General features: G+C 41.7%; 22 protein-coding genes. 6 read left to right on the forward strand and 16 right to left on the reverse strand.

The features are described from left to right. Positions 1 to 75: 75 nt before the first annotated feature. The 6 genes from M3I01_RS10155 to M3I01_RS10180 are packed head-to-tail and all read right to left on the reverse strand — an operon-like array spanning position 76 to position 4,685. Positions 76 to 471: a low molecular weight protein-tyrosine-phosphatase gene (locus M3I01_RS10155; protein WP_255895754.1), complete on the reverse strand. Its 396-nt coding sequence runs from the start codon at positions 469 to 471 to the stop codon at positions 76 to 78. Next, complete coding sequence (locus tag M3I01_RS10160) at positions 468 to 665, reverse strand: Trm112 family protein (protein WP_255895756.1); 198 nt, start codon at positions 663 to 665, stop codon at positions 468 to 470. The genes M3I01_RS10155 and M3I01_RS10160 overlap by 4 nt, the downstream gene beginning before the upstream one ends. Next, entirely contained in the window at positions 658 to 1,695 is a 1,038-nt protein-coding gene (gene lpxK, locus M3I01_RS10165; protein WP_255895757.1) for a tetraacyldisaccharide 4'-kinase, read from the reverse strand. The genes M3I01_RS10160 and lpxK overlap by 8 nt, the downstream gene beginning before the upstream one ends. After that, positions 1,692 to 2,114 (reverse strand): ExbD/TolR family protein, encoded by a 423-nt coding sequence (locus tag M3I01_RS10170; protein WP_255895758.1) that lies wholly within the window; start codon positions 2,112 to 2,114, stop codon positions 1,692 to 1,694. The genes lpxK and M3I01_RS10170 overlap by 4 nt, the downstream gene beginning before the upstream one ends. After that, complete coding sequence (locus M3I01_RS10175) at positions 2,111 to 2,737, reverse strand: MotA/TolQ/ExbB proton channel family protein (protein ID WP_255895759.1); 627 nt, start codon at positions 2,735 to 2,737, stop codon at positions 2,111 to 2,113. Before M3I01_RS10175 ends, M3I01_RS10170 begins: the two co-directional genes overlap by 4 nt. A gap of 13 nt (positions 2,738 to 2,750) precedes the next feature. Further along, positions 2,751 to 4,685: a ComEC/Rec2 family competence protein gene (locus M3I01_RS10180; protein WP_255895760.1), complete on the reverse strand. Its 1,935-nt coding sequence runs from the start codon at positions 4,683 to 4,685 to the stop codon at positions 2,751 to 2,753. A 44-nt stretch (positions 4,686 to 4,729) separates the two neighbouring features. Between M3I01_RS10180 and M3I01_RS10185 the strand changes: the two genes are divergently transcribed. Continuing rightward, positions 4,730 to 5,254 (forward strand): DUF2062 domain-containing protein, encoded by a 525-nt coding sequence (locus M3I01_RS10185; RefSeq protein WP_255895762.1) that lies wholly within the window; start codon positions 4,730 to 4,732, stop codon positions 5,252 to 5,254. A gap of 63 nt (positions 5,255 to 5,317) precedes the next feature. Here M3I01_RS10185 and M3I01_RS10190 read toward each other — a convergent pair whose 3' ends face one another. The 5 genes from M3I01_RS10190 to dapA all read right to left on the reverse strand — a co-directional run bounded on the left by M3I01_RS10190 (position 5,318) and on the right by dapA (position 10,041). Beyond that, on the reverse strand, positions 5,318 to 6,013 hold the full coding sequence (locus tag M3I01_RS10190; RefSeq protein ID WP_255895769.1) for an ABC transporter ATP-binding protein: 696 nt from the start codon (positions 6,011 to 6,013) through the stop codon (positions 5,318 to 5,320). Then, the gene (locus M3I01_RS10195; RefSeq protein ID WP_255895771.1) at positions 6,006 to 7,250 is read right to left on the reverse strand and encodes a lipoprotein-releasing ABC transporter permease subunit; all 1,245 of its coding nucleotides are present in this window, start codon (positions 7,248 to 7,250) and stop codon (positions 6,006 to 6,008) included. The genes M3I01_RS10190 and M3I01_RS10195 overlap by 8 nt, the downstream gene beginning before the upstream one ends. A gap of 81 nt (positions 7,251 to 7,331) precedes the next feature. Beyond that, a complete protein-coding gene (gene purC, locus M3I01_RS10200) occupies positions 7,332 to 8,048 on the reverse strand; it encodes a phosphoribosylaminoimidazolesuccinocarboxamide synthase (protein ID WP_255895772.1) in 717 nt (238 codons plus the stop codon). A 41-nt stretch (positions 8,049 to 8,089) separates the two neighbouring features. Beyond that, complete coding sequence (locus M3I01_RS10205) at positions 8,090 to 9,163, reverse strand: hypothetical protein (RefSeq protein ID WP_255895774.1); 1,074 nt, start codon at positions 9,161 to 9,163, stop codon at positions 8,090 to 8,092. After that, a complete protein-coding gene (gene dapA, locus M3I01_RS10210) occupies positions 9,160 to 10,041 on the reverse strand; it encodes a 4-hydroxy-tetrahydrodipicolinate synthase (protein WP_255895775.1) in 882 nt (293 codons plus the stop codon). The genes M3I01_RS10205 and dapA overlap by 4 nt, the downstream gene beginning before the upstream one ends. Before the next feature lie 209 nt (positions 10,042 to 10,250). On the opposite strand from dapA, the gene bcp reads away from it, so the two are divergent. Further along, positions 10,251 to 10,700 (forward strand): thioredoxin-dependent thiol peroxidase, encoded by a 450-nt coding sequence (gene bcp / locus M3I01_RS10215; RefSeq protein WP_112138794.1) that lies wholly within the window; start codon positions 10,251 to 10,253, stop codon positions 10,698 to 10,700. 52 nt (positions 10,701 to 10,752) lie between these two features. Here the strand turns inward: bcp and M3I01_RS10220 are convergent, their stop codons facing one another. Beyond that, a complete protein-coding gene (locus M3I01_RS10220) occupies positions 10,753 to 11,733 on the reverse strand; it encodes an aldo/keto reductase (RefSeq protein WP_255895776.1) in 981 nt (326 codons plus the stop codon). Between the two features lie 106 nt (positions 11,734 to 11,839). On the opposite strand from M3I01_RS10220, the gene M3I01_RS10225 reads away from it, so the two are divergent. Continuing rightward, positions 11,840 to 12,736 (forward strand): LysR family transcriptional regulator, encoded by an 897-nt coding sequence (locus M3I01_RS10225; protein WP_255895777.1) that lies wholly within the window; start codon positions 11,840 to 11,842, stop codon positions 12,734 to 12,736. 35 nt (positions 12,737 to 12,771) lie between these two features. Then, on the forward strand, positions 12,772 to 13,656 hold the full coding sequence (locus M3I01_RS10230; RefSeq protein WP_255895778.1) for an AEC family transporter: 885 nt from the start codon (positions 12,772 to 12,774) through the stop codon (positions 13,654 to 13,656). A gap of 1 nt (position 13,657) precedes the next feature. On the opposite strand, the gene M3I01_RS10235 is transcribed toward M3I01_RS10230, so the two are convergent. Next, entirely contained in the window at positions 13,658 to 14,554 is an 897-nt protein-coding gene (locus M3I01_RS10235) for a choline sulfate utilization transcriptional regulator (RefSeq protein WP_255895779.1), read from the reverse strand. A gap of 130 nt (positions 14,555 to 14,684) precedes the next feature. Between M3I01_RS10235 and betC the strand changes: the two genes are divergently transcribed. Beyond that, positions 14,685 to 16,208, forward strand: a complete 1,524-nt coding sequence (betC, locus tag M3I01_RS10240; protein ID WP_255895780.1) for a choline-sulfatase — start codon at positions 14,685 to 14,687, stop codon at positions 16,206 to 16,208. 40 nt (positions 16,209 to 16,248) lie between these two features. Next, complete coding sequence (gene choX / locus M3I01_RS10245; protein WP_255895781.1) at positions 16,249 to 17,193, forward strand: choline ABC transporter substrate-binding protein; 945 nt, start codon at positions 16,249 to 16,251, stop codon at positions 17,191 to 17,193. A 77-nt stretch (positions 17,194 to 17,270) separates the two neighbouring features. Here choX and queF read toward each other — a convergent pair whose 3' ends face one another. The 3 genes from queF to M3I01_RS10260 are packed head-to-tail and all read right to left on the reverse strand — an operon-like array spanning position 17,271 to position 19,791. Then, a complete protein-coding gene (gene queF, locus M3I01_RS10250; protein WP_255895782.1) occupies positions 17,271 to 18,086 on the reverse strand; it encodes an NADPH-dependent 7-cyano-7-deazaguanine reductase QueF in 816 nt (271 codons plus the stop codon). A 12-nt stretch (positions 18,087 to 18,098) separates the two neighbouring features. Then, positions 18,099 to 18,872 (reverse strand): ABC transporter permease, encoded by a 774-nt coding sequence (locus M3I01_RS10255; RefSeq protein ID WP_255895783.1) that lies wholly within the window; start codon positions 18,870 to 18,872, stop codon positions 18,099 to 18,101. Between the two features lie 4 nt (positions 18,873 to 18,876). Continuing rightward, positions 18,877 to 19,791 (reverse strand): ABC transporter ATP-binding protein, encoded by a 915-nt coding sequence (locus M3I01_RS10260; protein ID WP_255895784.1) that lies wholly within the window; start codon positions 19,789 to 19,791, stop codon positions 18,877 to 18,879. Positions 19,792 to 19,817: the final 26 nt, after the last annotated feature.

The following is a 19,817-nucleotide window of genomic DNA, read 5'->3' on the forward strand; positions in this document are numbered from 1 at the left end:
TTCTCTTCTAGAGTTAAGGTGATTTACAAAGGCTTGTGCGATGTCTGTAAGGTGTTTTCTCATCTCGACAAAGCCTTAATCCCCACCATAATATGGATCGACCACTTCACCTAAAGTAACGTGTTGATCAAATTCACCAAACATGACTACTGTCGCTTTACTGTGCTCTGGTTGGATTTTTTTTAGATTAAGCAAATTCTCTCGATCCATTGCTAGAATCCAATCATACTCATTAAAATCGCTTATTGTGACCTGTCTGGCTTTTTGCTGACGAATGTCGATGCCAACGCTATTAAGCGCGGCAATGGACCTTGAATCCGGTGGGTTGCCAACGTGGTAAGCCGCTGTACCTGCAGAATCAAGCTCTAAGAACAAGCGATTCTTAGACGCTACAGTTTCTAAAATACCTTGTGCTGCCGGTGAGCGACAAATATTACCTAAACACACCGTTAGCACTTTGTGTGATCTCATTTTGCAGAGCCTGACTCTAATCGCTCTTCTGCGGTCAACGTGCGAGCTTCTGTTTCTAATAAAACAGGAATACCATCGCGAACAGGATAAGCCATACCGCCCACTTTACTGATCAATTCCGTACCATCTTTACTCAAGATTAGCGCCGCTTTCGTGACAGGACAAACAAGGATATCTAATAAGTTTTTATTCATGAGGGGTATCCATTTTTATAAAGTTTAATTTTTCTAAAAAGGCTTGCTGAAAGCTCTCTGGCAAGTCTAAAGAAACGGGTAAATACCAAACATTTGAATTTAACAACGCCAAAGACTGGCACTTAACTGCGTCTTTTTCGGTCATAACGACAGAGCCTTTAGACGGAATATCGGCGGCTGCAAATGAATGATGGTCCGAAAACCATTGGTAACTGCTGTTCTCTCTCTGCAACCCTAATTGCTTGAGTGTTTCCACAAAACGCTCAGGGTTACCAATGCCCGCCATAATATGCCACTTTTTTTCATCTACAAATGCACGGAAACAATCTAAATTTTTCATTCCGTCCAATGAGACTAAATTGGTGGGAATCAGAGGTGCCAAAGTAATCGGTAGAGCCAGTTTATCAAGAGAGTCGGTCATTGTGTCTGACACACTGACGATAAAGTCCACGTGCTTTAGCCTTTCTATAGGCTCTCGTAATGGACCAACAGGTAATAATTTACCGTTTCCAATGCCCCGCTTTGCGTCAAGCATCGCTACTTCAATGTCTCTGTTTAATTGGTAATGTTGCATACCATCATCACTAATAACGATATTTACGTCTGTTGTAGCAAGCAGGTATTTTACCGCCTCATCTCTTTTAGAGAACACCACCATTGGGCAATCAGCTCGCCGAGCCAGCATTACGGGCTCATCACCGACATCTTTTGCAACACTGGTGGAATAAACGGATGTTGGTGTTTTAATTTTTGCCCCATGCCCACGAGATACAATACCTGGACGATAGCCGTTCGCTTTTAATAATCTGCACAGTGCCACCACCATCGGAGACTTACCGGTTCCACCCACACTGATGTTGCCAACAATGATCACTGGAACCGGCGCTTTATAAGATGCTTCAGGGTGCTCTAAGAAAGTCCGTCTTTTTTTGAGTACGATGCTTCTAACCAAAGGTTGAATCGGCCGAAAAACATTAGTCCAACCGCAGCGACCATACCAAGAACGCGTCAATAGAGACTCAACGCTCACTGGGCAGGTTCTTTCTGTGCAGTATGAGCAAGTTTTGTAATGCCTAGATTTGCCGCAGCATCGTACACTCTAAGCACCATGTCATAAGAGGATTTAGCGTCAGCGGTAATAATCAATGGTCGTGTATTATCGCCTTGCGTCACTTCCTTTAAGCCTTGAATTAATGTACTGATTTTTTCATTAATAAGTGTTTGTCCGTTAATGACATATTGACCATCCGCGGTAATGACTAATTCAACATCCTTAGAACGATCTGAACTGGGTGCATTAGAGGTTGCCGTTGGTAAGTCAATCGTCAATTCAGTGGATTGATTAAAAGTAGTACTGACCATAAAAAAAATCAGTAATAAAAAGACGACATCAATCAATGGCGTTAAATTAATTTGAACGTCATCTATTTTTTGACGACGAAACTTCACTGCGCCACTCCTGTTTTATCTCGGTCACCGTGTAATGCGTCCACTAGTTTGGTCGATTGCTGTTCCATGGTAACAACAAGCTCGTCGATTCTACGGCTAAAAAAACGGTGAAATATTAACGCAGGAATAGCAACGCCAAGTCCTGCTGCGGTAGTTAATAATGCTTCTGATATACCACCGGCAAGCAATGCTGTATTACCAGCCCCGCTTTCCATCAATACAGAAAATACTTTAATCATACCAACTACTGTACCTAATAAACCAAGCAACGGAGAAATAGCGGCGATCGTCCCTAACGTATTCATAAAACGCTCCAATTCATGAATGACATGACTGGCCGCTTCTTGAACGCTTTCTTTCATAGAGTCACGACCATGCTTTGAGTTCAAAAGGCCCGCGGCAAAAATAGACGCTAATCCCGTTTGAGTCTGCATGGAACGAATATATTCAATGGTCATTCTATCGTCACGTAATCGAGTCATTACATCGGATAAAAGCCCATTTGGCGCCACGCCTGCTTTTCGCAGCGTCCAAAAACGTTCAATAATAATGGCAAGCGTAAGGATGGAACACGCCATTAACGGCCACATGAAAAAACCACCAGTTTGAATAAAGGCTAACACTTCGCTCTCCAATTTAAGTTTGATTGTAATTTAACACACTCTCTAACTTTTCTACACGTTTGCAAGTGTCAGATTTTAAGAGAAAAAACGAATATATGCAGGAAGAATGCCGCAGCGAAATACGATTTTTTTGGAAGTAAAAATCTAACGATCCTCCAGCAGGAATAACCAACCATTTGACGTTCATCCCATGCAACATCGCTATTATTTTTTCAGCCCCATCCTGCTTTAATATCAGCCATTTCACACCATGCGCTAAAAGTACTTGAGGTGTGAGTTCAGAAGCCTTGCTTGGTGCTAAGAAATAACCACCTTGTTGCTCCGTATTTAAATAGGAATCGAGTCTTAATCTACTGATGTCCGATCCAACCCAAGTGTTGGTTAACAAAATATCGCTCTTTTCTGTCAAAATCAGTTTATTATCTTTATTTACCAAGGTTAAGTCAGCCTCAGAAACATTAGACAGCATAGAAGAAAACAAAATAAACCAAATCCCAATAGCACTGACTATGCCTCTTTTCAAAGGACTTTGATAAACCCAAACGATGACCAAAAGCAACATAAGTAGCCTTGGCACATCAGAGATATGCTGTTCGAAAATCAGCAATGGCCATTCAAAAGCGACCACTTCAAGAAAACTTATAAGATAATAAAGCAGTATTTCTAGTTGTTCATAGCTGTAGGTTGAACCGATGATCAGTACTTCCATACAAGAAAGCAGTGCCCATGGAAACCATAAAAAAGCCGCTAATGGAATAAGCAGAATATTTACTAAAATAGAAGCGCTAGAAATAGCGGCTTGCCAACCCAGAATCAGTACCATCGACGCGGTACTAAGCATCACTTGCACCATGAATAAACGCGATAGCTTTGTCGACGTCTGGCAAAACCCTATTAATAAATACACCATGCTAAATGAAAGCCATAACCCAGGGCTTAGTATCGCTCTAGGTTCAAAAAGTAACACCAGCCATAAAGCAAAGGTGATAATGCTATATGGTGAAAGCTTTAGCGCCAACATTCGAGCACACAAATACACACTAAGCATGATGGATGCCCTCACAACGGGTTCACCCCAATTTGTTATATAGGCATAAGCAAATAATAACGGAATGACAATCGCGGCATCACAATGCCAACGAGTCACTCCGTAAAGCACTAGCCTGTTAGGAAAAAACCGCCAAACACTTCGACTTATCATTCGACCAATGACAAACATAAAACCAGTGTGTAATCCAGAAACCACAAAAAGATGCGCTAAGCCCAGCGTACGAACCATCCAAGTATCGCGCTCGCTCCATAAGTCATCCTGACCTAATAACAAAGCCTTAGAAAAGCGCCAATAGTCAAAACTTTCAAAGGCGTGATCAAGTTTAGCTAAGAGCCTGCCTCTTACTGAAAAAGGCTTTTGCTCTAGACGCTGCAAATCTTCATCTGAAAAATGAACAGTCAGCTCTGCCGCTTGTCTTTTTATATAAAGGTTTTGCTGCCACCAAGAACCTTCTTGGTTTGGGAGTACAACGCGAGTAATGACACCTTGATATACCTTCTGCGATGATTTCACTAAATGAAACTTCGATTGCGAAAAAGTAAGGGAGAAATTATCTTGAGTACGCCGAACGCCGTCTTTTTCGAAATACACAAGTCGAATTGACTGTTTATCAGACCAAGTATTGGGGCTTGTCACTTGAGAGTGATTGCCAATGAGTTTTTTATTTTCAAAATCTACCAGGAGCTTGCTGTCTGTAGTTAACGATAAAAAAGGAGATGCTGAAAACTCACTGGAAAGAACAGAAACAAAGGAGATAAGTGTCAAAAACAATACTATTAAACGCTTTGACCATATTAAGTAGAGACACACCAGAATGATGTGAGTAGAATACATCCACAAATAATCGCTCGGCACCAGTACGGCGCCCATCAATATGGACAAACTACTTAGTAACATAAGACCTCCTTGTCTTAAATTGCTAAATTATTTTTTACCTGATTATGCCGAAGAATTATCTAAAAAAATTCATACCAAATCCAGAAAAACTTAAGCAAAGCAAAGCTTTAGGCCTATTAGGCTCGCAGATTTATGAAGCTAATTTATGGCATCTAAATCGTAAGTCTGTCGCGCGTGCTTTCTTTAATGGTTTGTTCTGGGCATTTATTCCCATGCCATTTCAGATGCTGGCATCTGCTTTGCTTGCTATACCATTACGCGCAAACATTCCGCTTTCCATAGCTCTGGTGTGGATCACAAACCCTATTACAATGCCCTTTGTTTTTTACTTCAACTACAAAGTGGGCTCATTAATTCTCGGATCTCATCATGAAAAAGGCTTCACGCTTTCTGTTGAGTGGATCTGGGATAAAATGGAACACATTTGGCTGCCACTTTATGTAGGTTCCATTGTATCCGGACTCATTGCTGGCGCTATCAGTTACGCAGTCATCATTGTCTTATGGCGTTTGCATGTTGTGAAACGCTGGAAAGAACGCAAACTTCGTAATAAAAACTCGGAAAAATAATCAACACAATCGCCAAAATTGATAATCAATCTTGGCGATTGTAAAAGACGCCTTATTTAAGTATTAAACGTCCGTTTGTTTTATCGGTTGTAAAGCACCTTGGGACAAGCGATAAGCTGAATCCATCCAGCTCAACATTTTCTCATCATGAGTAACAACCAAAAAAGCCATATCATAAGTAGTCTTAAGTTCATTGATGAGATTTTGAATCTCTAACGACGTGGTTTCATCCAAATTACCAGTGGGTTCATCCATCAATACGCACGCCGGACGATTAGCCAAAGCACGTGCAATGGCCACGCGCTGCCTTTCACCACCCGATAGTTGTGAAGGCTTATGATGCAAGCGATCTTTTAAACCAACCTGCCCTAATAATTCTTCTCCACGTATATTTGCTTCTTTTTTATTCATACCCGCAATCCACATAGGCATCAATACATTTTCCAACGCTGAAAACTCAGGAAGTAAATGATGAAATTGGTAAACAAAGCCCATTTCCTTGTTGCGCATTTTGGAGCGCTTGGCGTCTTTCATGCTAGACCAAGAAACATTCGCCAGTTTCACTTCACCTGTCGTTGCCAAATCCAAACCGGCAAGTAAGTTAAGCAGCGTGGTCTTTCCTGATCCAGAAGAACCGACGATTGCGCATGCCTGACCTTTGTTTAGGGTCAAATCAATAGAACGAAACACGTCCACAATTTGTTTGCCGTCTTGATATTGTTTCGAAAGAGCACGACATTCCAGTACCACATTATTCATAGCGTAATGCCTCTGCAGGTTCTACTTTTGAGGCTCGCCAAGCAGGATAAATAGTGGCAGTAACCGTCATGACAAAAGCGGATATAACAATCAATTTCACATCAGACCATTCAAGTTGAGAAGGTAAATAGTTAATAAAGTAAACATCTGAACTCAAAAACTGAACGTTCAACAGCGTCTGCACGGCGGCAATAATCTCGCTCACATTGAGCGCTAACGTCACGCCTAGCACGACACCAATAAATGTTCCCAACATGCCAATAAACATTCCCTGAACCACAAAAATCCACATAACCTGACCAGAGGTTAAGCCCATTGTTCTAAGAATGGCGATGTCATTCCGTTTATCCGTTACGACCATTACCAAAGTGGAAACAATATTAAACGCGGCCACAGCAACAATTAGCAGAAGCAGCAAACCGATCATGGTTTTTTCCATTTTAATGGCTTGGAAAAGGTTACCATGCGTTCGAGTCCAATCGCTTACCCTATTCTGCCCAGGCACAGCCCGAGCAATATCCCAAATGCGAGAAGGCGCTAAGAATAAATCATCAAATGAAATCCGTAATGCTTCGACCGAATCGTCTTGATAACGCTTTAGCTTGGCCGCATCCTTGATATTAATATACGCAAGGCTACTATCTAATTCAGCGCCCACTTCAAATGTTCCCACAACAGTAAAGCGCTTCAGCACTGGAGCGACACCAGCAATAGAAACATTTGCCTTGGGCAAAATTGCAGTGACTTTATCGCCAATATCAACGCGTAACATTTTGGCTAGCTGAGCACCCAATACGATACCAAAACGAGTGTCATTAAGAGCACTCAGAGAGCCTGAGGCCATGTTTTCATCAATGATTGACACTTTCTTTTCCATTTCTGGATTGATGCCATTTAAGATGGCGCCATGCACACTCGATCCAGATTGAAACATCACTTGAGCTTGAGTGTGGGGTGCGACACCAACCACATTCGGCATTTTTTCAACTAAGGTTGCCGTATTTCGCCAATCATCTAAAACCGGTCCACCCCATAAAGTTGCATGGGGAACCATGCCTAAAATTCGTTGACGCAGTTCTCGGTCAAAGCCATTCATTACAGACAAAACGGTAATTAAAACCATTACACCAAGTGCCAGGCCAGCAATAGATGAAAAACTGATAAAAGAAATAAAGTGGTTGGAACGTTTTGCCCGAGCATAACGCAGGCCGATGGCAATAGGGAGGAAGTTAATCAATGTATGTCCTTGTATGACAAGCTTTAATGGCAAAAATGGAGGAATATAATTCCTCCATTATGGACTAAATCGCCAATACGCTTATGCGTCGAAATCAATACCTATACGACGACCTACATCCTCGTAAGCTTCAATCACGCCACCTAAGCCTTGACGGAAACGGTCTTTATCTAATTTTTCTCTGGTGTTTGCATCCCATAAACGACAACCGTCTGGGGAAAATTCATCACCCAATACAACCTCGCCTTTATATAGGCCAAATTCTAGTTTGGAGTCCACTAGAATCATACCGCCTTCAGCAAAAATCGCTTTTAATACATCATTCACCTTAAATGTAAGCTCTTTTGCTTTTGCAAGGTCGCCTGCTTTTGCCCATCCGAATGATTCAACATGAGATTCGTTGATCATTGGGTCACCTAACGCGTCATTCTTTAAAAATAGCTCAAACGTTGGGGGCGTTAACGTAATGCCTTCCTCTACACCTAGACGACGGCATAAGCTCCCCGCCGCGACATTTCGAACAACACACTCAATAGGCATCATGTCAAGACACTTAACCAGTGACTCTGTATCACTTAAAAGCTTTTCAAAATGCGTAGGAATTCCTGCTTCTTGTAGCTTTGTCATGATGAATGCATTGAACTTATTATTCACCATGCCTTTGCGGTCAAGCTGCTCTATTCTTTTACCATCAAATGCAGAGGTGTCATCACGAAACACTAGAACCATTTTGTCAGGATCATCTGTACGAAATACAGATTTTGCCTTACCTGCATACAGCTCTTGTCGTTTTTCCATTGGAGGGTCTCCGGTCATCTTTTCTGAGGGGTTAATCTTAATTAGTTTACAAAGCGTTGTGTTAAATGAAACGACGTCACTTCTGGATAATCTGTTGCAGAAACATCGATCACTAAAAAATCACCCGCTTTTTGGTGGGTAATCTTATACGGGTATTCTCGCTCTTCCCAACCCACATCATCTAAGTTTCGACGATATACATTGAACAATTTTTGCTTTTCACCCTTTCCTACTGGAATATTGAAATCGACCACATCACCAATACGAGCAACATCTTCCGGAGGCACTGGCGCAAGTAACGGATCTACTCCTGGAACAATGTAGATTCCAGCCGCACTCAATGTCATTTCTAATTCAGATGGCGAAACATTATTGCCTAGGCGTATTGAATAAATACCCTTATGGTCAACCCATACTGGAAATGAAACCGCATCATCGCGATTCGATAAATAAGCAGAAGATTGATTTAATTGACGTCCTATTGTTCCCCATAGGCGTATCGCAACAGAGTAGGCATCGTCATTTTGATCTGGACTTATCCAGCCACTTGGTTCGACATCTTGCTGCTCATCACGAAACTGGACACGCATCAAAGTTTTACCTTCTATTTCATTGAAACGAAATGAGAATGCGGTTTGAGCTGGATGTATGCGTGTAATGCTACTCCACAATGACGCCCACCAACCTTGTGGATGAAAATCAAACGGAACCGTGGTTATTTGATCATCAGTTTGCGTTGAAATCGGTGTGCCTGCACCATGTAATGCGGTAAGGAAATCAGCCACGATACGTTTTGATTTCTCTTTGCTTGCAGGTATTAAAAACTCAATCGCATCGTCTTGTTCTGTAATCCCAACCGCAACCATAGGATAAAATACAAACGGCGCTCTAGGTGTGACAAATGGCTTCGAAGGCTCTAGATCCGCAATCGCTGTTTCATTTGGAATGACTAGAGTGTCTTTTGACGATGCTGACCCCGGAGGTACTGCCAATGTTGAGACAGCCGGTTTTTGATCCTGATAATCATCTGAATGATCGGTAAAAAAAACACTGCAACCAGACAATATTAGAGTGAGTGAACCCGCTCCCATTAACTGTAATGTAAACTTATTCATACTAATAAAACTCCAGCTTCTATCATTGCTTGCCTAACAGCAGAGTGATGCTGTTCAGAAAGAGGTGTTAATGGTAGTCGAATCCCTTCTTCGCATAGTCCTAATTGACTACAAGCCCATTTTACAGGGATAGGGTTAGACTCTAGAAATAAATTTGTGTGTAGTGAGCTGATAGTGCTGTCAATTGAATGAGCGCGATCAGCGTCGCCAGTTAACGCAAATTCAGCTGCTTGCGCCACGGCTTTTGGAGCCACATTCGCGGTAACTGAAATATTGCCTTTGCCACCAAGGAGTATAAGTGAAATCGCCGTTGGGTCATCGCCAGAATAAACAGCGAAGCTTGCAGGCAATAACTTAATAAGAGCTTCTCCTCGCTCTAAATTGCCTGTGGCATCTTTAATTCCCACTATGTTGTTGATTGCAGAAAGTCTAACGACGGTTTCATTTTGCATATCACATGCCGTTCTACCTGGCACATTGTAAAGAATTTGAGGGATTTCAACGGCGTCTGCAATGGCTTTGAAATGCTGAAACAAACCCTCTTGTGTTGGCTTGTTGTAATACGGTGTGACCAGTAAGCAGGCATCTGCTCCTGCTTCTTTTGCGCGACGAGTCAGATCAATAGCTTCATGCGTTGCATTTGCACCAGTACCCGCAATAACCGGCACTCGACCATTCACAGTATTGACTACCTGTCGAATCACATTGGCGTGTTCTACTGGTGTCAAAGTGGAAGATTCGCCCGTCGTGCCTACGGCAACAATGCCGTGTGTACCTTCATTAATATGAAACTCTATTAGATCATCTAATTTTTTAGTATCTACAGCGCCATCTGGTGACATCGGTGTGATAAGCGCAACTAAACTACCTGTGATCATTTCGAGCCTCCGATAAAATTATAAGCGCGCCTATAGTAACGTCCAGATTCAGGTTTAACAATAATCGAGGGGCGTAAAGCCAGGGTAAATTAGCGAGAAAGCGCATTCGGTGGGATTTTTTGCTTAGCTCTTGTTAAGCTAAGACTTTTTCACTAAGAATAAACAAATTATTTTTCTTTAAATATTTAGTTGAACAGAGAGTAATTATTATGACAATCGAAATTGGACAAATTGCGCCGGACTTTAGTGCGAAAGATCAGAATGGTGAGATAATCACACTTAGTCAATTCAAAGGTAAGAAAGTTGCTTTGTATTTCTACCCAAGAGATTCTACACCTGGCTGTACGGCTCAAGCTTGCGACCTACGCGACAATTATCAAACGTTACTAGAGCAAGATTTTGTTATTCTTGGAGTCAGTACTGATACAGAGAAAAAACATCAAAATTTCATCGCTAAGTACAATCTACCTTTTCCATTGATCGCTGATACTGAAAAAGACGTGCACGAGTTATACGGAACTTGGCAGCTAAAGAAATTTATGGGCCGAGAATCCATGGGAACAGTAAGAACAACGTTTATTATCGATGAAAACGGCCTGATCTCAGACATTATTAGCAAAGTAAAAACCAAAGAACATGCAGCTCAAATCCTGAAATAAGCAGAACTTAATAAAGGAGGTGCGATAATGCATCGCACCTTCTTTTTCTTATCTATATACCACCACGAATTTCCATTCTCACTTCTTCACGATAAAAATCACCTAATAATTGATGCGTTTCTTTGCTCAAAGGAGGCAAAGATGACACGCCTGCATTGCGTATTACTTGAGAGGAATGGCTTGCGCCCGCAATAATACTAGACACCTGTGGTTGATCTAATATCCACCGAAGGGAGACATCCAGTACTGTTTGATTATCCGGCAATTTGTTTTTTAACGAGTCAACCAGAATAACCCCCTTTTTAAAAGGAATACCGTTGAACGTTTCCCCAACATGGAAAGCGGCACCATCTTTGTTGTATGAGCGATGATCATGCTCATTGAATACATAATCCGCGCGCATTTTTCCAGACAACAAACCACTCGCCAACGGTAAACGCACAATGATGCCGACATTGTTTTTCTCTGCTATTGGAAAAATCGACTCAACAGCGTCTTGCCGAAAGACATTGAATAAAATCTGTAAACTGGCTATTTCAGGATGCTCACAGCAGAATTTTGCTTCATCTAGCATTTCCACACTAGCGCCGAAATGCTTGATAACACCTTCTTGTTTGAGGTCTTCCATCCAAGTAAGAATATCGCCAGCAAAAAGCACCTCTCTTGGTACGCAATGCAATTGAGCCAAATCAATCGATTCAACCCCCAATCTTTTAGCCGAAGCCTGCAAACTCCTTTTCACAGATGCTTTGCTGTAACCATCAGGGTATAACGCGGCATCACGTCCAACTTTTGTAGCAATAATGGGCGGCGTTGTTAAAGCCCGGCGCCATTGCCCTATTCGTTGCTCACTTAAACCGCCGCCGTACACGTCCGCTGTATCAAAAAAACTGATTCCGTGATCAACAGCCGTTTGCAAAATAGCATTTGCCTCTTTATCTTCCACGGGGCCAAAGTCATTCCCCAGCTGCCAGCATCCCAAGCCAATTTCTGAGACCTTGAAACCTGTTTTACCTAATATTCTTGTATTCATAACCCTTCTCCATGCCCACTATTAGCGAATGGCACTACTATACGAGTCTTTAAACTGTTTATAATTATCAATACATTAAATGCATTGTTTATTGAGACTTAACAATATGAATATTCATCTTCCTGAGGGCATACGAACATTTTTAGCGGTTGTGGAAGCCCATAGCTTCTCCAAAGCCGCCGAGCAACTTAATATTTCCCGAGCGCGAGTCTCGCAGATTATTAGTCGTCTAGAAAAAGACATGGGCGTTCAGTTACTTTATCGGTCGACTCGATCTCTTTCTTTATCGCCCGCTGGAGACACATTTTATCAACTGTCACGACAAGGTATTGATCAGCTGGAGCATGCGGTTCTATCGGCCCAGAATGCACACTCAAGTATTAGCGGACAGATCAGAATCAATGCGGTAGGTGGTTTATTCGGTGAAGAAATACTCGCACCAATATTGGTTCGCTTTATGGGGGAAAACCCTGAAATAGAAATAGATTTAAGCTTTTCAAGCACTCGGGAGGACTTAATCGAAGCGCAATATGATTTGGTGGTGAGAATGGGGGTTTTACCTAATTCAAACCTCATTGGTCGCAAGCTCACCAGCTACACAAACCATCTTGTCGCCAGCCCAAACTACCTAAAGTCAATGCCAGCACTTAATAGTCCAAAGGACTTACTGGATCACGCTTTGATTAATGGTTCGGTGAGAAGGTGGTCTTTTACAAATACCTCAAACGATGAAAGATACGAACTTCCAGTACAAGGCAAATTAAAATGTTCAAATGGACACGTAGCAAAATTAGCAACACTAAGTGGTGCAGGTATATCCCGTCAGCCAGCTTATTATGTAGAACAAGAGATTGAATCTGGGAGACTCATTGAAATACTTCCACAGTGGCAATTACCTCCTTCCGATGTCACGCTGCTTTACCCTCAATCGAGAAACATAAGCCTTAGAGTAAAAGCGCTGGTGCACTATCTCATTGAAGCCTTTAAGATAAGCAACGATTAAAACAAAAGAACGCACAATACAAACAAAGGTTTTCTATGCTAACGGCATTGGCTGACGCACTCGCTCCCATTCTACTCATTATTGGCTTAGGCTTTTTTCTTGGCAAGAGAACAGACTATCTAAACAGTCCCTCGTTAGGCGCTTTGGTCTCAAATTTAGGCTTACCTGCTTTGTTACTTTACTCGGTATTATCGATGCAAATGCAGGTTTTCAGCATGCTAAAAATCATTGCTGCGACTGTTATTGTGCTAGCTGTTGTAGCATTGCTTTCGTACGTTTTTTTAAAAACTTTTAAATTGCCGACACGCTTCTACTTACCTCCGCTGGTCAACCCAAACACAGGCAATCTTGGTATCCCTATCGCTTACGCCTTGTTTGGAAATGAAGGCATGGCCATTGCGGTCGTCATTTCATCGGTCGTACAAATCAGCCACTTCACTTTAGGGGTTGGCTTTATGTCTGGAGCCTATCATCCAAAACAATTGCTCAAAAATGGCCCTGTCATTGCTTTATTACTTGGTGCGGCTTTATTAAGCTTTAAGGTGAATTTACCTGCGCCATTAATGAATACATTGAGCATGCTCAGTAATATTACATTACCCATCATGCTGATGCTTCTTGGTAAGTCTCTAAGTAGCTTGAGCATAAAAGAAAGCAGTAAAATCAATAGAGCGGCGGCCTTGTCTCTATTCCGTCCTGTCGTAGGTGTATTGAGCGCATGCCTCGTTGTCTATTTTTTCCCACTCAGTCACTTAGAAAGTTCTGTATTAATTGTGCTGAATGCAATGCCAGTTGCCGTTATCAGCTACATGCTGACTATCAAGTTTAAAGGGCCGGTTGATGACATTGCGCTGATGATTCTTCTTTCTTTACCTGTGTCTCTTTTCATTGTGGGCTTTCTATGGTGGTTTCACCTTTAAGCTACTTAGATTTAAGCCAATCAAGGAAAACTGTAACAGGTGCGGTTGGGGCTCGCTGCTTAGGAAGCGCAATATAATAACCATTATTGGATTGCACGGTGAAATTTGATAGTGGGACCAATACTCCACTTTGAATATAGTCATCCAACAGCGGCGACCATCCAAGGCCAATACCTTGCCCAGAAATAGCGGCCTGAACTAATAATGTATAATTATCAAACTCCATAACTGATTCTGATGGCTGCCATTGTGAGCCATTCAGCTGAAAAAGTGACTCCCAATCCATCCACTTTTGTCCCATATCTGCGTTTAGCCTTAATAAAGGCGATTTAACTAACTCCGTCAGGTGTGTAAAACCCGCAAATTCATCAAATAATTTTGGACTACAGACGGGATACACTATTTCCGGTAAGAGCTTTTCGGTCAAATATCCTTGATATCGCCCCTCACCAAATAAAATCGCCACATCAGCTTCAATAGACACTAAATCCATTTCTGATTGAGAAGTTTGGATGCGGATATCAATGTCTTTATGCAATCGACGAAACTCTGGCAACCTAGGCATTAGCCAAAAAGCGGCAAAAGCGAAATCCGTTGCGACAGTAATGCGTTGTGTTTTAGGTTTCTGTTTTATTTTTTGCAGCACATCTCGTAAATCTCGCAGGCTCGACTGTGTCGTTTTTAGCAAAACATGCCCTGCATCCGTAAGCACAACACCACGATAAATTCGTTCAAAAAGAGCGACGCCAAGAGATGCTTCTAACATTCGTATTTGCTGGCTTACCGCTGGCTGCGTGGTGCCTAATTCGCGCGCTGCTGCGGTAAAGCTTAGCAACCTTGCTGATGTTTCAAAAACGACAAGGGATTGTAAAGGCGGAAGTTCAGTATCCATTAACATAAGTAAAGCTTATCCCGTGCATAAGATTTAGGTCAGTTTACAACATTGGTTTCATAGCGCAATGTTACTAAAACAAGGCGATTAGTGACAATAGATCCTTATCTACATCCTTTTTACATTAGAGAAAATTATGTCAGAAAAACAACCAAATATCCTTTTTATTATGGCTGACCAATTGGCAACGTCTGCACTTCCCATCTATGGCAATTCTGTTGTAAAAACACCGCACTTAAGCTCGCTAGCAGAAGAAGGCGTTGTCTTTGACTCGGCCTACTGTAACAGTCCACTTTGCGCACCTTCGCGCTATGTTTTAATGACAGGACAGTTACCCAGTAAAATTGGCGCATATGACAATGCCGCCGATCTTTCTGCCGACATTCCAACCTTTGCCCATTATCTTCGCGAGCAGAATTACAAAACAGCCCTGTCTGGTAAAATGCACTTTTGCGGACCAGACCAATTACATGGGTTTGAAGAAAGGCTTACCACTGATATCTATCCTGCCGATTATGGTTGGTTCCCTAATTGGGATGACCTTACAACGCGCCCTACTTGGTATCACAATATGTCATCCGTTACTCAAGCCGGCCCATGTATCCGTAGTAATCAATTAGATTTTGACGACGAAGTTGTGTTCCACGCTCAGCGTTATTTGTATGACTATGTAAGGCGCGATCAAGATCGACCATTTTGTCTGACAGTATCCATGACTCACCCTCATGATCCTTACGCAATTCCGCAAGAATATTGGGACAGATACAGTAACGACGACATTGAATTGCCTAAAATCAATATCAAAAAAGAAGACCAAGATCCTCATTCAGCTCGTCTACAAGAAGTATATGCTTATCACGATCAAGACATTAGCGAGCAAGAAATTAAAAATGCACGCAGGGCCTATTACGGAGCCATCAGTTACGTAGATGATAAAATCGGTTTGCTATTAAAAGCCCTAAAAGAAACAGGTCTGGATGACAATACCATCATTGTATTCTCTGGTGACCATGGCGACATGCTGGGTGAAAGAAATCTCTGGTATAAAATGTCATTTTTTGAAGGCTCTGCTCGAGTGCCAATGATAGTCCATGCACCAAAACGCTTTTCCGCTAAACGGGTTAAAGAATCGGTTTCTACCATGGATTTACTACCGACTTTTCTTGAAATGGCAACCAATAGCCAACACCAAACTTACGCAATGCCAATCCAAGGCAAAAGCTTAATGCCACATATTGAAGGCCGGGGAAATGGGCATGATGAAGTGATTGGTGAATACTTCGGCGAAGGCGCAATCGCTCCACTTCTAATGATACGCAGAGCGCAATACAAATACGTTTACTGTCATATAGACCCAGAGCAACTGTTTGACCTAGAAAATGATCCTGACGAGCTGAACAATCTTGCTGTTGACCCAAACTATGCGAACTTACTTGGCACCTTTAATAAAGAAGCTCTTGAGCGCTGGGACTCGAATTCCATGACACAAGATGTACTTATTAGCCAACGCCGTCGTCGTTTAATTGTAAAAGCCATGAACAAAGGTAAACGAATGACTTGGGATCACCAGCCCATTTTTGATAGTAGTGAAATGTACATGAGAAATCACATTGATCTAGATGACCTAGAAAGCCGATCTCGATTTCCTAAAGTCGAGTAGGCGTAATTTTAAAGCATCATTAAAAAATAGGAGCACGAGAATGAAAGCACTTTCTTTCAGCAAAACAGGATTAAAAATAGTAAGTGTGGCGAGCCTACTTATCGGCAGTAGCCTTGCCCTATCCGCTGAACCTGAGCAATGTAAAAAAGTCACTTTTAGTGATCCTGGTTGGACTGATATCGGGGCAACAAATGGTGTAGCGACCACTTTATTGAAAGCAATGGGGTACGATACTCAGGTGTACCTCCTTAGCGTCCCCGTTGGCTTTGAAAGCTTGAAGAATGGTGAAATTGACGCTTTCATGGGAAACTGGATGCCTGCCCAATCCGCTTTTATCGACAAATATGAAAACAATATCGATGTTGTTCGCACCAACTTAGAAGGCGTGAAATTCACCTTAGCGGTGCCTAACTATGTCTTTGATGCCGGCGTGACAGATTTTTCGGATTTGTCCAAATTTGGTAAAGAGTTCCGTCAGCGAATCTATGGTATTGGTGCTGGCGCACCTGCAAATCAAAAGCTACAAACTATGATCGATACGAATGATTTTGGCTTAAAAGATTGGAAGGTGGTTGAGTCCGGTGAACAAGCGATGCTGTCACAGGTAACAAGAACGGTAAAGCGAGATAATTTCATTGTCTTTCTTGCTTGGGAACCACATCCAATGAACGTCAATTTTGATCTAAAATACCTAAGTGGTGGCGACAAGTATTTTGGCCCAAATTTTGGTGGTGCAACTATTCGCACTTTAACTCGCAAAGGCTATGCGAACGAGTGTAAGAATGTCAGCAAACTGCTCAGTAATTTGGAGTTTGGCTTAACCATGGAAAACGAAATAATCGGTTCTGAAGAAAAGCCTGAACAAGCGGCAGCAAGCTGGATTAAAGCCCACCCAGAAGTATTAGATAAGTGGCTACAGGGTGTTACAACCTACCAGGGTCAACCAGCACTGCCTGCGGTTAAAAAGCAGCTTAGTGCTATGTAACTCAATTTTTCGTTTATTCAAATTTGAAATCAAAAAAACCGCATATTTTATGCGGTTTTTTTATTTTTATAACAATATTACTGACGTGTTAAGCGATCATTGCCCAATATAAGTGGAGCAGAAGAACGATAGGGATTGATATCCAAACCTCCGCGCCTTACGTATCGAGCATAAACCGTTAAACTCTCTGGCTGACATTGCTGCATGATGTCGATAAAAATGCGTTCAACACATTGTTCATGGAAATCCGTATGTTCACGGAACGATACAATGTATTTGAGCAAACTTTCATGGAGTATTTGTGAGCCTTTATAATCGATAAAAACAGACCCCCAATCTGGTTGATTAGTAACGGGGCAATTCGATTTTAAAAGATGGCTCACCAAGCGCTCTTCAACAACACCAGAAAATGCATCAAGCGTCAGCAATCCAGCATTAGGGTGATATTCTGTAATATCAACGTCTAGGTCATCGATACAGTAATCTGGCGTCAAAACAACAAGAGAAGCCATTGAATCAACATCACGAATGATCACAGTGACGTCAGCACCAGCGGCCTTTGAAAGATCTTTTTCAAGAATGGCCTGTACATCTTCAGTCGAGTCATAGCGCATTTGATTTAGCGAGTTCAAATACAATTTAAACGATTTAGACTCAATGATATTTGGCGAGTCACAAGGTAAACGAAATTCAGCCAAAGCAACCACGGGCTTCCCTTTCAAATTTAACCACGACAGCTCATAAGCATTCCAAACATCTTCGCCATAAAAAGGAAGCCGTTCAGACGCAATGCCCATTTCAGACCATTTATCCACTCTTGCAATGGGGTAAAGCAACCCTGAATCGTACTCAGAAACATAGTCTGTTTGCTGACCTAAGGGTAAAAATCCCATATAACACTTTCCTCAGTTTCTAATGCCTTTGCCTTGATTAAGCAAACGCAAACTATACCAAAACAATACAACAATAAATGAACTTACAATAACAAGCGCCCAATATACATTAATATCAGACACCCCTAAAACACCGTAGCGAAATGCATTAACCATATATAAAACAGGGTTTAATAACGAAACCGATTGCCAAAAAGTTGGGAGTAAATCGATCGAGTAAAAAACACCGCCCAAATACGTTAACGGCGTTAGGATAAAAGTAGGAACGATCGATACATCATCAAAACTTCGTGCGTAAATGCCATTAATAAAACCACCCAGTGAAAACATAATCGCGGTTAAAAATACCACTAAAACTGTGATAAATAAGCTTTCTAATGCCAAGTGCGTGAAAAACAAAGACAATACGGTTACGACTAAGCCAACAAGCAGACCTCGCGCAACACCACCCAAAACATACCCCACCAAAATAATCCAATTAGGTGTAGGTGAAACCAACAGCTCCTGAATGCTATGTTGAAATTTTGCAGAAAAAAACGATGAAGACACATTTGAATAAGAGTTGGTGATAACCGACATCATGATCAAACCAGGAACGATATATTGCATATAACTAAAGCCGCCCATTTCGCCGATACGGTCACCTATTAAGTTACCAAAAATAGCAAAATATAATGTCATTGTAATAGCGGGCGGCAATAAGGTTTGTGGCCATATACGAGTAAACCGACGAATTTCTTTGATTAAAATTGTATAAAACGCAATCCAAATTTCGGAGTTTTTCATCTACCTACCCTTTAATTAATTTAACGAAGAGCTCTTCGAGTCGATTAGATTTATTACGCATGCTGACGACATTCACTGAAATCGCATCCAGCGCGTTGAAAATGGTGTTAATCGATTGCCCTTTTACTACTTCAACTTCAATAGAGCTGGCATCTTTACTTAGCGACACTCCAAAACCAGGCAAACGCCAACCATCAGGAAGATTACTATCGAGATCCAAAATAAACGTTTCTTGATTCAACGTTTTCAATAAAGCTTTTACGCTGGTATTTTCAACAATTTCACCATCATTTATAATGGCGATATTTCGACATAATTGCTCTGCTTCTTCCAAGTAATGGGTTGTCAGAATAATTGTCGTTCCCTGCTCATTTAATGTTTTTATAAATTCCCACATAGATCTGCGTAACTCTATATCGACGCCGGCAGTGGGTTCGTCTAGGATAAGCACATCGGGTTCATGAACCAGCGCCCTCGCTATCATTAATCGTCGTTTCATTCCGCCAGACAGCATACGAGACTGAACGTCTTTTTTATCCCACAAATCCAATTGCTTTAAATACTTTTCTGCACGCTTAGCTGCCACGGACTTACTGATTCCATAAAAGCCAGCCTGAGTAGCCACAACATTAAATACAGTCTCAAAAACATTAAAATTAAATTCTTGAGGCACTACTCCTAAATGTTTTTTCGCAGAGGCAAAATCCTTATCAATGTCCGTACCAAAAATAGACACCTTGCCTGACGTTTTATTCACTAAAGAGCACAAAATACCAATCGTTGTCGACTTGCCTGCACCATTAGGGCCAAGCAATGCAAAAAAATCGCCTTTCTCAACTTTGAGATCAATACCTTTTAATGCTTCAAAGCCGCCTTCATAGCGCTTTTTAAGGTCACTAATTTCGATTGCATATGTCATAATTAAAGTTCTCGTACGGCAAAAGC

Origin of the sequence: Marinomonas maritima, from assembly GCF_024435075.2 — a bacterium.
GTDB lineage: Bacteria > Pseudomonadota > Gammaproteobacteria > Pseudomonadales > Marinomonadaceae > Marinomonas > Marinomonas maritima.

What these genes read in the sequence shown, in the direction of transcription:
- M3I01_RS10155 (WP_255895754.1), bottom strand. Translation starts at nt 471, where the DNA reads ATGAGATCACACAAAGTGCTAACGGTGTGTTTAGGTAATATTTGTCGC.
- M3I01_RS10160 (WP_255895756.1), bottom strand. Translation starts at nt 665, where the DNA reads ATGAATAAAAACTTATTAGATATCCTTGTTTGTCCTGTCACGAAAGCG.
- M3I01_RS10180 (WP_255895760.1), bottom strand. Translation starts at nt 4,685, where the DNA reads ATGTTACTAAGTAGTTTGTCCATATTGATGGGCGCCGTACTGGTGCCG.
- M3I01_RS10185 (WP_255895762.1), top strand. Translation starts at nt 4,730, where the DNA reads ATGCCGAAGAATTATCTAAAAAAATTCATACCAAATCCAGAAAAACTT.
- M3I01_RS10190 (WP_255895769.1), bottom strand. Translation starts at nt 6,013, where the DNA reads ATGAATAATGTGGTACTGGAATGTCGTGCTCTTTCGAAACAATATCAA.
- purC (WP_255895772.1), bottom strand. Translation starts at nt 8,048, where the DNA reads ATGGAAAAACGACAAGAGCTGTATGCAGGTAAGGCAAAATCTGTATTT.
- M3I01_RS10205 (WP_255895774.1), bottom strand. Translation starts at nt 9,163, where the DNA reads ATGAATAAGTTTACATTACAGTTAATGGGAGCGGGTTCACTCACTCTA.
- dapA (WP_255895775.1), bottom strand. Translation starts at nt 10,041, where the DNA reads ATGATCACAGGTAGTTTAGTTGCGCTTATCACACCGATGTCACCAGAT.
- bcp (WP_112138794.1), top strand. Translation starts at nt 10,251, where the DNA reads ATGACAATCGAAATTGGACAAATTGCGCCGGACTTTAGTGCGAAAGAT.
- M3I01_RS10220 (WP_255895776.1), bottom strand. Translation starts at nt 11,733, where the DNA reads ATGAATACAAGAATATTAGGTAAAACAGGTTTCAAGGTCTCAGAAATT.
- M3I01_RS10225 (WP_255895777.1), top strand. Translation starts at nt 11,840, where the DNA reads ATGAATATTCATCTTCCTGAGGGCATACGAACATTTTTAGCGGTTGTG.
- M3I01_RS10230 (WP_255895778.1), top strand. Translation starts at nt 12,772, where the DNA reads ATGCTAACGGCATTGGCTGACGCACTCGCTCCCATTCTACTCATTATT.
- M3I01_RS10235 (WP_255895779.1), bottom strand. Translation starts at nt 14,554, where the DNA reads ATGTTAATGGATACTGAACTTCCGCCTTTACAATCCCTTGTCGTTTTT.
- betC (WP_255895780.1), top strand. Translation starts at nt 14,685, where the DNA reads ATGTCAGAAAAACAACCAAATATCCTTTTTATTATGGCTGACCAATTG.
- choX (WP_255895781.1), top strand. Translation starts at nt 16,249, where the DNA reads ATGAAAGCACTTTCTTTCAGCAAAACAGGATTAAAAATAGTAAGTGTG.
- queF (WP_255895782.1), bottom strand. Translation starts at nt 18,086, where the DNA reads ATGGGATTTTTACCCTTAGGTCAGCAAACAGACTATGTTTCTGAGTAC.
- M3I01_RS10255 (WP_255895783.1), bottom strand. Translation starts at nt 18,872, where the DNA reads ATGAAAAACTCCGAAATTTGGATTGCGTTTTATACAATTTTAATCAAA.
- M3I01_RS10260 (WP_255895784.1), bottom strand. Translation starts at nt 19,791, where the DNA reads ATGACATATGCAATCGAAATTAGTGACCTTAAAAAGCGCTATGAAGGC.